At 57.7% G+C, this 13,919-nt stretch carries 11 protein-coding genes; 7 read left to right on the forward strand and 4 right to left on the reverse strand.

What is annotated here, in order from left to right; genetic code table 11:
• Positions 1-68: 68 nt before the first annotated feature.
• Genes INR99_RS13740 through INR99_RS13755 form a run of 4 tightly spaced genes read right to left on the reverse strand, consistent with a single transcriptional unit; the run spans position 69 to position 5,631 of the window.
• Positions 69-1,025, reverse strand: a complete 957-nt coding sequence (locus tag INR99_RS13740) for a glycosyltransferase family 2 protein (protein WP_194116938.1) — start codon at positions 1,023-1,025, stop codon at positions 69-71.
• Between the two features lie 36 nt (positions 1,026-1,061).
• Positions 1,062-1,499, reverse strand: coding sequence for a GtrA family protein (locus INR99_RS13745; protein WP_308431498.1), 438 nt, complete (start codon positions 1,497-1,499; stop codon positions 1,062-1,064).
• Positions 1,481-3,520 carry a DUF2298 domain-containing protein gene (locus INR99_RS13750; protein ID WP_194116940.1) on the reverse strand — a complete coding sequence of 680 codons (2,040 nt, stop codon included), beginning with the start codon at positions 3,518-3,520 and terminating at the stop codon, positions 1,481-1,483. Before INR99_RS13750 ends, INR99_RS13745 begins: the two co-directional genes overlap by 19 nt.
• A 20-nt stretch (positions 3,521-3,540) precedes the next feature.
• Positions 3,541-5,631, reverse strand: a complete 2,091-nt coding sequence (locus INR99_RS13755; protein ID WP_194116942.1) for a DUF2298 domain-containing protein — start codon at positions 5,629-5,631, stop codon at positions 3,541-3,543.
• Positions 5,632-6,399: 768 nt separating this feature from the next.
• On the opposite strand from INR99_RS13755, the gene INR99_RS13760 reads away from it, so the two are divergent.
• From INR99_RS13760 to INR99_RS13790, 7 genes are all read left to right on the forward strand, one after another.
• On the forward strand, positions 6,400-8,418 hold the full coding sequence (locus tag INR99_RS13760; protein WP_373308292.1) for a glycosyl hydrolase family 18 protein: 2,019 nt from the start codon (positions 6,400-6,402) through the stop codon (positions 8,416-8,418).
• 250 nt (positions 8,419-8,668) lie between these two features.
• On the forward strand, positions 8,669-9,106 hold the full coding sequence (gene gspG, locus INR99_RS13765) for a type II secretion system major pseudopilin GspG (protein ID WP_228098321.1): 438 nt from the start codon (positions 8,669-8,671) through the stop codon (positions 9,104-9,106).
• A 17-nt stretch (positions 9,107-9,123) separates the two neighbouring features.
• Positions 9,124-10,302 (forward strand): type II secretion system F family protein, encoded by a 1,179-nt coding sequence (locus tag INR99_RS13770; protein ID WP_194116943.1) that lies wholly within the window; start codon positions 9,124-9,126, stop codon positions 10,300-10,302.
• On the forward strand, positions 10,299-11,957 hold the full coding sequence (locus INR99_RS13775) for a GspE/PulE family protein (RefSeq protein ID WP_194116945.1): 1,659 nt from the start codon (positions 10,299-10,301) through the stop codon (positions 11,955-11,957). The genes INR99_RS13770 and INR99_RS13775 overlap by 4 nt, the downstream gene beginning before the upstream one ends.
• Positions 11,938-12,732, forward strand: coding sequence for a hypothetical protein (locus tag INR99_RS13780; protein ID WP_194116946.1), 795 nt, complete (start codon positions 11,938-11,940; stop codon positions 12,730-12,732). The genes INR99_RS13775 and INR99_RS13780 overlap by 20 nt, the downstream gene beginning before the upstream one ends.
• Positions 12,729-13,391: a PilN family protein gene (locus INR99_RS13785; RefSeq protein ID WP_194116947.1), complete on the forward strand. Its 663-nt coding sequence runs from the start codon at positions 12,729-12,731 to the stop codon at positions 13,389-13,391. The genes INR99_RS13780 and INR99_RS13785 overlap by 4 nt, the downstream gene beginning before the upstream one ends.
• Positions 13,388-13,918 carry a hypothetical protein gene (locus INR99_RS13790; RefSeq protein WP_194116948.1) on the forward strand — a complete coding sequence of 177 codons (531 nt, stop codon included), beginning with the start codon at positions 13,388-13,390 and terminating at the stop codon, positions 13,916-13,918. Before INR99_RS13785 ends, INR99_RS13790 begins: the two co-directional genes overlap by 4 nt.
• Position 13,919: the final 1 nt, after the last annotated feature.

A 13,919-nucleotide genomic window follows, 5' to 3' on the forward strand; every position in this document is an offset into this window, starting at 1 on the left:
GCAGGCCACACACAGCAAAACAGCGCCCGCAGGCGCTGTTGGGGGGGGGGGGAAATCAGGTCAGGAAATCAGCCACCATCCCTGCTCGCGGCAGACTGGTGATAGCCCTGCACGAAATACAGCGGGCGCTGCTTGGTCTCGCCGAAAATGCGGCCGAGATATTCACCCAGCACACCGATAAAGAACAACTGTACCCCGCCCAAGAACAGCACGGTCACCAGCAGCGTCGGATAACCGCGTACCGCCTCACCCCAGATCAGCGTCTTGCCAATGATCCACAGGCCATTGCCGAAGGCCAGCACCGCCGTCAGCAGTCCGAGGTAAGTAGCGATTTTCAAGGGCGCGATGGTGAACGAGGTGATGCCTTCCAGCGCAAAATTCCACAGTTTCCAGTAGTTGAATTTGGTTTCGCCAGCTGCGCGCGGGTCACGCCGGTATTCGATCGCCTTGGACGGGAAACCGACCCAGGCAAACAGGCCCTTCATGAAGCGGTGCTGCTCGCGCAGTTGCAGCAGGGCATCTACCGAGCGGCGACTCATCAGGCGATAGTCGCCAGTATCACGCGGGATTTTCACCTTGCCGGACACCTTGTCCATCACCTTGTAGAAGGCACTGGCGGTCACCTTCTTCAGCCAGGTTTCGCCATCACGATGCGTGCGCTTGGCGTAAACAACGTCGTAACCGTTCTTCCATTCGCGGATGAAATCATGGATCAGCTCGGGCGGATCCTGCAGATCAGCATCGATCACGATAACCGCATCGCCATTGGCATGATCAAAGCCGGCAGTCATTGCGATTTCCTTGCCGAAATTGCGCGAGAGGTTCACGCAGGCCACGCGTACATCGCGCCGGCAGAGATCATCGATAATCGTCTGGGTGCGATCACGACTGCCGTCATTCACGAAAATCATTTCGCAGCGGTAATCCGGCAATTCATCAAACAGCGCGCTCATGCGGGAATGAAAAACCTCGAGCACGGCCTCTTCGTTGTAGGCGGGGACGACCACGGAAAGCAGCGGTTTCATCATTTCAACTCCATCCACGGCCGTCGGGCGGCCTCGTTATTGTTGTGTTGCCGGGTGGCGAAACGCCCAGAGCTTGCTGCCGGCAAAATTCCACAGCAGACACAGGCCGGTGACCAGCAACTGTGCCAACCAGTGATGCCAGCCCCAGTACCCGGCAAACAGCGCCATCAGCCCGGTATTGATCACCCAGCCTGAGCCGGCAATCACGTAGAACTTGCTCGCGGCCTCCAGGTGGCTCTTGCTGCTGGCAAAGGTGAAATAGTAATTCAGCAGGTAGTTCACCACCGAGCCCAGCAGGTAACCCAGTGCCGAGGACCACGTTGCCGAAGCCCCCAGCAGGTCCGCCCCGACAAACAACACGCCATACTGTGCCAGGGTACCCGCCACCCCTACCAGCGCAAAACGCAGGAATTGTCTGAATCCTGGCGGCATACGTCGCCAGAGCCCCTGCATGCTCACTTGCGACGCACCCACAGACCCACCTTGTTTTCCGGATTCTGCTGGAATTCGATCCAAGCATACTTGCCGCCAATCGCCTGATTCACCAGCGCCCAAGCTCCCGGCGTCGCAGTGTGGTCACGGTAGTTCCAAACGATGTATTCAACCTTGTTGGCGATCAGCCAGTCAGCCGAATCCGCCAGGGTGCCGGCATAGAACTGGCGGATCTGCTCCTTCAGCGCCCAGGCCTGTCCGACGCTGCCATGCCAGGTCATCAGGTGCGAGGGCCAGCCCAGCAGACTGGGCTTCACCGCAAAGACGGCGTAGATGCCCGAATCGGTGTAGGCGTCGCCATACCAGTTTTCCAGCACGATGCCGTAGGGGGCCTTTTCCAGATACCGGAACATGTCGCGCACGGTGGCATCACGGGTGTAAACGCTATGCGCCTCCATCTTCCCGGCGGCATCCTTGTTGGTGTAAATCACATAACGCGCGACATCCCAGGCGTAGAGATTGATCAGTAGCAGCGCGGCGACCGCCACCGCCTGCACCCAGCGCCTGGCGCTCATCAGCAGCGTGACACTCAATGCCACTGCGGCACCACTCCAGATCCAGCCCCACCACTTCATCGTGGTATTGGTACGCTCGAAGCGCCCGCCAGTGGGATCATCGACATAGATCAGCTCGGAAATCAGCAACAGTCCCAGGAAAACCACGGCGAACAGCAGCCCCATGCGGCGGGTTTCCTTTTGCCACAGTGCCAACGCACCAAACAGCAAAATCGGCCAGTGCTGCGCCATGAACTGCATGAATGGTGTGTGATCCTGCGCAGTGACCAGCTTGATCGGCGTGGAGAGCGACTTGGCAGCAAAGCCGGCCAGGAAGGGATACAGCAGCAAGAAGCCGAGCAGGCCACCGGCAATCAGGGCGCGCCAGCAAGGTGGCTGGCGGTTCAGATAGCGCCAGGCAATCCAGCCCAGCACCAGCGCGCCTTGCAGGGGGAAGGTCCAGGTATTGGTCGCGATCATCACCGGAACGGTCATCGCCAACAAGGCGGTTGGCAGGAAGGTCGATTCCGCCACCTGTTCCGGCGCCGACTCGGTCGCGGGCCGTGCTGCACGGGCCGTCTCGATCACGCCAATTGCAGCGATGGCCAGCAGCAGCAGGAAGAAACCACCCAGCGGCGGGTGATAATCACCCACGTAGTACTGGTAGCCAAAATCTTCGGAGGGCAGCTCGCGTGGCTCCCAGCCATTGACCGCCTTGTTGGGGAACCAGCTGTGGCCAAATTGTGTATTCAGGCGCTGATCAAACAGGCCGATAAAGCGCTGACTCGCCCACATGCCATCATTGGCGATGTAGACCATATCCTGCTCGCTGGCATTGGCCGGGGCCTGATGCGACAGATGCACAAAAGGCGTGGCGCCGGTGCCACCCAGCGTGAACGTGATGACCACCAGCCAGCGCTTCCAGCTCTCGGCCAGAAAACGGGCCGCAAAATCCCACGCCAGCGTAATCGGCAGGGCCATCAGCAGCGCAAAGGCGATGTTGTAGGTCAGCCCTGGGCCCATTCCGAAAATCCGCCCCATCAATGCGGCCGCATAGTGCTGGAAGGCGTAATAGAAATCGAACTTGTTCGGCGGGAACCAGTGATCCAGCGGCGGCAACTGCGCCCCGGGCAGGTAGTTGCCAATGAAGAACAGATCGGTCACCCGTTCGGAGGTCGGGTAGATGATCGGAAACATCCACTTCCAGGCAATTCCGTAGGCAAAAGCCAGCACAAACACCAGTTCGGCACGCAGGAAGCCACCTTGCAACAGACGCTGCCGTTCGGCATACAGCAGAAAGACCGACACGGCCGTGGTCATGGGCCAGAGCCACGTCAGCTTGCCCAATCCAAGAAAATGCTCAAGGAAGAACATGCCCAGGCAGAACAGCAGGACGCCCGCCGAGCGAGCCAGCGCGTACGAGCCGATCCAGCGGCTAACCAGCGCGGTAAGCCCCGCAAGATTGACCACCAGCAGCAGCAGGGTAAACAGGAAATAGATCAGATTCATGAGTGTTCTCGTTGCGTGTCTTAGCGGGCGCTGCGGCGCTCCCAGATACCGGCTTCCTGCGCACCATTCTGATAGAACGGCCGCCAGTGATAATCCCTACCAATGGTCACATGCAGTTGCTGGCGTACCCCCGGCGCACGGCTTTCATCGCCCCAGGTCCAGACGATGTACTGCACCCTGTTCTGATTCAACCATCCCAGCGGATCAGCCAGCTGCCCCCGATAGAAGGCGCGAATATCATTGGCAAGCTGCGGAATCTGCGCCGGCTGGCCACGCCATTGGCCAACGTGATCCGGCCAGCCCAGCACCACGCCCTTGCCGGCATTCAGCGCAATTGCCGACGAGGGCGAATAGGCACCCTGCTCGACTGCCTCCAGCACAATACCATCCGGCGAGTTGCGCAGATGGGTAATGATGGCGCGCGCGGTATCGTCCTGCTTTAGCCACCCATTGCCGGCAAGCTGCCCCTTGTTGGGTTTGTCGGTATGCAGCCAGTAGGATGCAATCGCCACGGCATAAACCAGCAATGCGGCACACAGCACGATACCCAGCGCACGCACCAGCAGATTGCGACATCCCAGCACAACGCTCCCCAGCCCAACCAGTGCAGCCGGCCACAACCATGACCACCATTTCAGCGTCGTATTGAAGCGCTCGTACTTGCCTCCCAGCGGGTCATCAACCACAACCAGCTCGCTCATGGCCAGCAGCAGCAGCAAGGAAATGGCCAGCCAGCCAGCCCAGGGCTTCGTGCGGCCCAGCAGCATCCCCAGCAGGGCCAGCAGCAAGAAGGGCCAGTGGAGCGCCAGGAAATACGGCAGAGGCGAATGATCGCGCATGCTCACCCAGGCCAGCGGCGTGGCCAGCGAAGCCGGTGCGAAATGACTCAGAAATGGGTAAATCAGCGCCAGAGCCAGCAACAAGCCACCGAGGAATGGGCGCCAGATCCGGGCAAGATCACTCCGCCTAAAGAACAGCCATGCAGCCAGTAGCAACGCCTGCAGCGGGAACACCCATGCATTGGTCACCAGAACCAGTGCAGGACTGGCTCCCAGCAAGATACACACCAATGTATTTTGCCGCAGGCCAGAATTAACTACTGCTTCAGCCTCATACTCCTCGTGCTGGCTCGCATTGACCCGATAGGCCAGCGTCAGTGCCAACGCCCACAGAAGCAACACCAGTCCACCCAGCGGGGGATGATAGTCGCCGAGATAGCTCAGATAGGCTACGGTTTCCAGCGGCAACTCACGGTTTTCGCGGAACATGGGATTCGCGGGATCTCCCGCCACCGCACGCCCCAGCGAGGTATTGACCCGCTCGTCGAACATACCGGCAAAGCGGGTGCTTTCCCAGAGCCGATCCTGGGCAGCAGCCTGCGCCTTGCCACGTTCATAGCCGCGCAGCGCTTCGGCGTCCAGTCCGGCCGGTATTGGCTGCTCAACTGGTTTGATCATGAAAGGCATCAGCGGAGAGAGACCGTTCCCCCCCAACAGCAACGTGGCCACCAGCAGCACCCGCAAGCCGCGCGCGGCTATAAAGCGGGAGGCAATTTCCCAGGCCAGACTACCCAGCAAGCCGATCAGCAAGGCCCAGCCCAGATTCATGGCCATGCCCGCGTCCAGATTGAAGATTCGCGCCAGCAACGCGGCACCGTAATGCTGGAAGGCATAGTAGAAATCGAATACCCCGCCCACCAGCCAGCGATCCGTTGGCGGCAGGGTGGTGCCTGGCATGTAGTTACTGATGAAATAGAGATCGGTCAGATGCTCTGAGCCGGCATCGATATTGGGAAAGGCAAAGCGCCAGGCCAAACCATAAAGAAAGCACAGTACAAAGACCGCTTCACCAGCCCAGAACTCACGATGCGTTCGCCAGTCCCGCCGCCCAGCCAGCACCATCCCGGACAGAACGGTCGCCAGGGGCCACAGCCACGCCAGTGCCCCCAACCCATGAAAATGCTCCAGCGCAAAGAAGCACACGGTCAGCAGCAATATGCCCGCCGTACGAGCGGCAGCACTGGCGGGCAGCATGCGCCACATTAACGCTGTCAGGCCAGACAGATTAAAGAGGATCAGCCCCACCGTAAGGAGCAGATAGATCAGATGCACGCTTACAACCTCCCCCATCCTGCCGCCCCCGGGCGGAGAGGCCGCACCGGTTTCTTGCCAGCGATGTCTTGTTGCAGATTTTCTGTAGTAATTCGGGGCATTCTACGAAACACGACAGCCCACGGGCAAGGCTTGCTTACATTCGCTCCGTTGTAAACCACAATTACCGGCCATCCCAATGGCGCGATACATAGCCGGAACAAAACAATCACGTGCAACCACAGCATGCGACTGCAACGGATACGCCACAGAAGCCATGCATGACAAGGGCTTGACCGAATCAACCCGCCTCTCATCTTCTGCGCCAGCGTGGTGCAGGCACAGGCTCCTGCATAGCCAGCGCCCGGATATAGCCGTGAATAACACAGCACCAAAAAGTGCTGCAATGCACCAATACCGAATGAATTAGTAATTGCTAATTTTCCAATTTATGTAGTCTTTTTTTTTTGCATACATTTTTATTGACAGCCTCGAAACAATCTGTAAAAAATACGCCCACGCCACACGACAAGGCTCTGGAATGATTGCCAAGGCAAACAACCAGATCCTTATCCGGTGATTGCATTTCGCTTACATATTTATAAAGAGCCACCCAAACGGTTGAGCCATACGTCCAATATTGACGGCCAGACAAAACCGGCCGCAATTAAAAGCGAGACGCGAATAACCAGGCCCAGTAACTGCCAAGCTGATCTGACAGCAAAGCAGACAAGTCGGGGATCAACAATAGATACCCCGGATAAAAACAGGAAGATGAGGAAGCTCTAAATGAAGATGTTCCGTCTGGCCGCTCTGCCGGCCGCTCTGGCGTTCGTTTGCGTGACTGCTTTCGCTGCCGAATGGCAAGAAGGCAACACCTACTCTGCAGGCACTCAGGTCACCTACCAAGGCAAGACCTATCAGGCTCTGGTTACTCACACCGCGTATGCGGGCACCGGCTGGAATCCGGCCGCCAGCCCCACTCTGTGGAAGGAAGTAAGTGGTTCCGTTACCGCCACTCCGGCTCCGACTGCTACTCCGGCTCCGACTGCTACTCCGGCTCCGACTGCTACTCCGGCTCCGACTGCTACTCCGGCTCCGACTGCCACTCCGACTCCGGCCGCAGGTTGCTACCAGGCCTGGAACGCCAGCACCGCTTATGCCGGTGGCGCACAAGTCACCTTCAACGGCCGCAACTATCAGGCCAAGTGGTGGACTCAGGGCGATGACCCGACGAAGTCCGGCGAATGGGGTGTCTGGAAGGATCTGGGCGCATGCGGTGCCACTCCGACTCCGGCTCCGACCGCTACTCCGGCTCCGACTGCTACTCCGGCTCCGACTGCTACTCCGGCTCCGACTGCTACTCCGGCTCCGACTGCTACTCCGGCTCCGACTGCTACTCCGGCTCCGACTGCTACTCCGGCTCCGACTGCCACCCCGCTTCCGACTAACGTTCCCGGCGGCGAAGTTCCGGCCCCGACCAGCATGCAGGTTGGCTCCTACTTCACCCAGTGGGGCGTTTACGGTCGTGACTACCAAGTAGCCGACATCATCAGCAATGGCTCCGCCAACGACCTGACTTTCATCAACTACGCATTCGGCAACATCTACGAAAAGAATGGCGGCTATGAGTGCGGCATCGTCAACAAGCTGGAACCGGGCGCAACCAACCCGGATGCTGCCGGCGCTGGCACCGGTGGTGACGCTTGGGCAGACTTCGGCCTGACCGCCAAGCGCCGCGTCGACCCGTCCGACACCATCAAGTGGGATGACAAGCTGGCTGGTAACTTCCGTGAATTCCAGGCCTACAAGAAGAAATATCCGAACACCAAGCTGTTCATCTCGCTGGGTGGCTGGACCTGGTCCAAGTGGTTCTCCAAGGCCGCCGCAACTGACGCCCTGCGCAAACAGCTGGTTTCCTCGTGTATCGATATCTATATCAAGGGTAACCTGCCGTCCGTCGATGGCCGTGGTGGTGCCGGCGCAGCGCCGAACATCTTTGACGGTATCGATATCGACTGGGAATTCCCGGGCGTGATTGGCCAGCCGTACAACACTGTTTCTCCGGCTGACAAGCAAAACTTCACCCTGCTGCTCGCAGAATTCCGCAAGCAACTGGATGCACTGAGCGCAGCCAACAACAAGCAGTACTACCTGACCGTGGCGATCGGTGTCGGCAAGGACAAGATCGACATGACCGAGCCGGCTGCGTACAGCAAGTACCTGAACTGGATCAACATGATGTCGTACGACTTCAACGGTGCCTGGGCAGCTCAAGGCCCGACCGACTTCCAGTCGCACCTGTATGCTGACCCGTCCAACCCGACTTACAAGTGCTCCGGCAAGCCGACAGACACCTGCTACGTCGACAAGAATGGCAACAACCGCAGCCTGGTTTCCTACTACAACGTCAACGATGCAGTTAACCAACTGCTTGACGCCGGTGTGAATCCGAAGAAACTGGTTGTTGGCATCCCGTTCTATGGCCGTGGCTGGACTGGTGTGACCAATGCCAACAATGGCCTGTACCAGACTGCAACTGGCGCTGCTCGTGGCACCTATGAGGCAGGCATCGAGGACTACAAGGTACTGAAGAATGCAGCGGGCACGGTTTACACCCACCCGACTACCAAGCAGTCCTGGAAGTTTGATGGCTCGACCTTCTGGTCCTATGACACTCCGGAAGTGATCCAGACCAAGATCGACTACACCAAGGCCAAGGGTCTGGGCGGCATGTTCAGCTGGTCGCTCGACGGCGATGACAGCACCGCCACCCTGATGAAGGCCATGGGCAAGGTCAAGCAGTAAGGGTCTGCATGTCACTGAAAACCCTCCCGTTCGCGGGAGGGTTTTTTTTAGCCTGAAGGTCTTCTCCGGGCCTTGCTGACAAACTAGCGACACTTTCCCGCCGCCAAACTCACGAACGGGCTGAAACCCGCGTCAAATCTGGCTTTTTTCGGAAAAATGCTTGCGTGGAAAGCTTACCGACGGTTAGCATGAACAATGGTTCTGGGCTGTTTTCCCACCCGGGCCACCGTCAAAACAGCGCGAGATGGTTATGACAATGAAGTCCCCCGGCAAACGCCCGCATCTGGGCTTTACCCTGCTTGAATTGCTGGTTGTTCTGCTGATTATTGCCTTGCTGGCAGGCTATGTTGGACCGAAGCTGTTCGGAGAAGTCGGCAAAGCGAAATCCAAGACTGCCAGGAGCCAGATGAAATCGATCGCAGGGGCACTTGACCAGTATCGACTGGATACCGGCCGCTACCCCAGCACCGAAGAAGGCTTGCAGGCATTGACACGCAAACCGGCAAATGCTGGGAACAAATGGGCTGGCCCCTATCTGATGAAGGATGCCCCCAACGATCCTTGGGATCGTCCATACGTATACAAATATCCTGGCGATAATGGCCAGGACTATTCGCTGATCACCTACGGCTTGGATGGCCGTGCCGGTGGAGAGGGCGAAGACGCCGATATTGATTACTGGCAATAATAAACTACAGTCTTCCGATGCGTTATCACGTCAAAGCCATTGCTAGTGGCAGCATGCAGGAGCTCGTTGTCGAAGCCGGCAACAAGCAGGATCTGCGTGAACAGTTGCGCCAGAAAGGCATGCAGCTGGTTTCTGCTCGCCCGGCCAAAACGCTACGACTGAGCTTCAGCAAGAAAGGCTTTCAGCTCTCACTGTTCACTCAGGAGCTGATTGCGCTGCTGGAGGCAGGCCTGACACTGATCGAAGCCGTAGAAACACTGAAAGACAAGGCAGCAGCCGATGAACATGGCGCAGTACTCAGCCGGCTGATCGAGAGCCTGTACGAGGGCCTTCCCCTTTCCAAAGTCATGGGCAAGATGCCGGAACATTTCCCCCCGCTATATATCGCCACCGTTGGCTCGGCGGAGAAAACCGGTCACCTTGCCGACGCTTTGAAGCGCTATCACCATTACGAAACACGTTTGCAGGGTGTTAAAAAGAAGATCATTTCCGCACTGGTCTACCCGCTCGTCATCATCACGATTGGCGGCGCCATCATGCTCTTCCTGCTTTTCTATGTGATTCCCAAATTCAGCCAGATCTATGCCTCGATGCGAAATCTGCCTTTTGCCGCGGAAGTGATGCTGTGGTGGGGCGAGCTGGTACATCAGCATGGCCTTTGGCTCTTTCTGGGTATCATTCTGAGCATCACCATGGCTGTAGTATTGCTGCGAACTCCGGCTATCCGCGAAAAAATCAAACAAGCATTCTGGCGCCTGCCCAAGGTGGCGCAGTATGAGCGACTATTTGCCCTGACCCGTTTTTACCGCACGGTGGGTTTGCTGCTCTCTGGTGGCCTGTCAATTGTTGCCGCAATGGAACTGGCGGCACAACTGCTACCCGGCTCGATGAAGCTGGCGCTTAATCAAGCGATTACTGACATTAAAACCGGGCAGTCCGTTTCAGCCACGCTGCCACGCTATGGACTCACCACACCGGTTTCCGAACGCTTGCTGCGTGTTGGCGAACAAAGTGGCGAACTTGCGACCATGAGCGAGCGTGCAGCGCAGTTCTGCGATGAGGAATTGGACCGCGCCATCGAAATGTTCACCCGTTTGTTCGAGCCACTGCTGATGCTGGTCATCGGGGTATTAATCGGCACGATCGTATTTCTGCTGTACATGCCGATTTTTGAGCTGGCAGGCAATATGCAATGAGCACACTTACTCTGGATTTTATCCTGGCATTGCGCCAGAACGCAGAAGGACGAGACCTTCCTCCGCTGATCAGCCAGCTGCTCGGGCTGGATGCCAAAGGCTATATCGCCGAGGTTTCTGCGCTGCTAGGCATGCCCGGTTTTCTCCGTGCAGAACTGGATTCGCTGAAAATCCGCTACGACCTGCTCAACTTCACCGATGCCGTTGCAAGACGCTGTGTGGTAGCCGAACTGCCCCAGGGTGGATTCCTGCTGATTGTCGCCGATCCTTTTGATCCGCTGATCCGTAACTGGGCCATGCAAAATCTGGGCGTACCATTCAGCATGGCCTTTGCATTCCAGGACGATTTGCAGGCCTATTTTGCCGAACTGGAAACATCGCATCGGGCAATGGCTCAGCTTGCCGTCGGAGAAAGCTCGGAAAGCAATACCGACGGCATTCCGGAAATCTCGCTGGCATCGTTGTCCAAAGACAGCAACCCGGTTGTAAAGCTGGTGAATTCGACGCTTTACGATGCACTGAAGTCCAAAGCCTCGGATATCCACCTGGAAAGCACGCCACAAGGACTGACGATCAAATACCGGATCGATGGTGTCATCCTAGGTGCTGGCGGTGCCAGTGGCATCGAAACCGCAGAACAGGTGATATCCCGGTTGAAGGTGCTTGCTGATCTGGACATTTCGGAGCATCGCGTCCCGCAGGATGGCCGCTTCAAAGTGCTACTGAATGGTCGTGAAGTGGACTTTCGTGTGTCGATCATGCCATCGATTCATGGCGAGGATGCGGTGCTGCGGATTCTGGACAAACAAAGCAGCAACAGTTCTTTCAAGTCGCTGCAACTCGATATCCTCGGGCATGAAGCATCCACCATGGAAGCCATCCGCTCGCTGGCTCGCGAACCCTATGGGTTGCTCCTGGTTACCGGTCCGACCGGCTCCGGCAAATCCACGACGCTTTATGCCACCCTATCCGAGATCAATACGGGTGATGAGAAAATCATCACAATCGAAGATCCAGTCGAATATCAGCTTCCCGGGATTCTGCAGATTCCGGTCAATGACAAGAAAGGCCTGAGTTTCGCCCGCGGATTGCGTTCGATTTTGCGCCATGACCCGGACAAGATCTTGGTCGGCGAAATCCGCGATGGCGAAACAGCGAACATTGCCGTTCAGGCGGCCCTGACGGGTCACTTGGTATTGACTTCCGTACACGCCAACAATGTATTTTCGGTACTTGACCGTTTCATGCACATGGGCGTCGAACCGAATTCATTTGTTGATGCACTGATCGGCGCCGTGGCCCAGCGCCTCATTCGCAAAGTCTGCCCGCATTGCGTTACCGATGATTACCCGACCAATGAACTACTGACACAATCAGGCCTTAGCCCGCAGGATGTCATCGGCTGGACATTCCGCAAGGGGGTCGGCTGCCCGCAATGCCGGGATACCGGTTACCTCGGCCGCAAGGCAATTGCCGAGGTCCTGCGCTTGAATGACGACTTGCGTGAGGCCATTGCCGGACGCGCACCGGTTGTACAGATCAAGCAGCTGGCCAAGGAATCCGGTTTCCAGTCAATCCGCCAGATCGCCCTGATGTCCGTTGCCCGTGGCGAGACCACCTTGCAGGAAGTAAACCGTGTCACATTTGTTGATTAGACACACCATCTGGCTCAATGGCCAGGAATGCTACATGGTCAGCTATCCTCTGGGACAGCGCACGCCATGTTGGCAGGGTGACCAGCTCATCGACCATGAAGGCGCCATGCTGCTGACCCAGCTGCAGGACCTGGTCAACTCGGCCCCTCGGGGAAAGTTTGGCCAGGACAACCTGACCTTTGTACTTGGCGCCCCCATGGTTCGACATACCCTGCTGCCGTGGCAGGACAGCCTGCATAGCCAAGATGACTGGAACAGCTACGCAGCCGCCCTGTTTGCGCAGCAATATGGTTCGGATATCAGCAACTGGCGCATCCAGAGCTCGGAGGCGGGTTACGGTCAGCCCCGACTGGCAGTTGCCATCGATGAAGTGCTTTACCAAACAGCGCTGGATGTGGCTCGCAATGGTGGCCTGCGCCTGCAAGGCGTCGAACCCCTGCTTGCCCACACGGTTAATCACTATTTCCGGCAAATTCGTGACCGGGACTTCGCTCTGCTTATTCTGGGCAAATTCTACGCACACGTTGCGTTTTGCCGTGATGATCAATGGCAATCGGTTTCCTGCCAGCCCTTTATTCATCCGCAGCATCACGACCCTGCCGCCCTGCAGGCCCTATTACGTGACACGGCCATTCTGTCCGGGCAAACCGTCCCCGATACGGTCTATCTCAGCTCGACCGAAACGGACGCGGCCATGGTCGACCAGCACTCGGATCAGATGATCTGGCTGGGCCACCCCTTGCCTGCGTTTGCTCGGCAACAGGTGACGCGATGAAGCCTCTTTACCTGGATTTTCATCGTTCACGTCAGGTTGTTCCCTGGCTGGGTCTGTTACTGATCGCCGCTGGAGTGGTGGCGCTGCTCAGCGTCATGACACAACTGGATGTTGTCGCCCAGCAACGCATCCAGCTGCAACAGGACGAAGACAATATTGCCCTGCAACTGCGACGCACTCAGACTCAGCAGCAGAATCAGCAGGCATCCTCCCCGCAGAATATGAAGCAGGTCGAATTGCGTACTGCACAGCTTTATTCTCCCAGGCCGTTACTGGATGATCTCGGCGCGCACTGGGCATCTGATGTGGCCTTCCTGCGCCTGGATCTGGACAGCACAGCCCGCAATGCCAAACTGGAACTCGAAGCCCGCGACCTGAATCAGCTGCTGCTGTTTATCGACCGGCTCGAGGCCACACCAGGCATCGACCTCGTGACACTGGCGCGTAGCGGCGCCAAACCGAATGATCCATTCCGGCCTGTGCAGGCATCGCTGGAAGTCAATTGGCGCAAAGCGTCTGAATTTGCGAACACTCACAACCCCTTTGCCAGCGCAGCATCGGCTGCATCCAAAGCATCGGCGGCATCCCTAGCCCTGCGGGCAACTCCGGCAGCGGGCAGCAAACCCGCTCAGGGCTCCAGCGCGCGAGGCGGCCGATGAACAAGTCACAACTGCAATGGTATCTGCGTCAGCTACCGCGTTATGGCGGTTTGCTGGCACTGGTCGGCCTCGGCCTGCTCGTGCTCTCCGGGATTCTGTATCTGCAGAAATTGCAGCCTGCCCAGCTCTCGCTGCAGACTCGCGAGCTGGATCTGGAGCGCCAGTTCAACCGGCTGCGCAGCATGCCAGTAGCAAGTGCTGCCGCACCAGCACTCGGAGAAATGCTGCTCAACCAGCCGGAAACCTACACGTTCTTCCTGCGACGACTCAATCACCTGAATGAACAATACCGGATTGTTCCCGTACAGATGGATTACAAGACCAGCCTGGAACAGGATGGTCACTTTGTGCGCTACAGCATCCAGTTCGGCGCCACGACCACCTACATGCAACTCGACCTCTGGGCTCGAACACTGGAAGCTATCCCCGGCGTACGCATCGAATCCATCAACCTGAGCCGCAGCCAGATTGGGGATGAACAGCTTACCGCACAGATTCAGCTCTCCTATCTGACGGAGGTGCGCTGAT

Origin of the sequence: Chitinilyticum piscinae, assembly GCF_015223195.1 — a bacterium.
GTDB classification, from domain to species: domain Bacteria; phylum Pseudomonadota; class Gammaproteobacteria; order Burkholderiales; family Chitinibacteraceae; genus Chitinilyticum; species Chitinilyticum piscinae.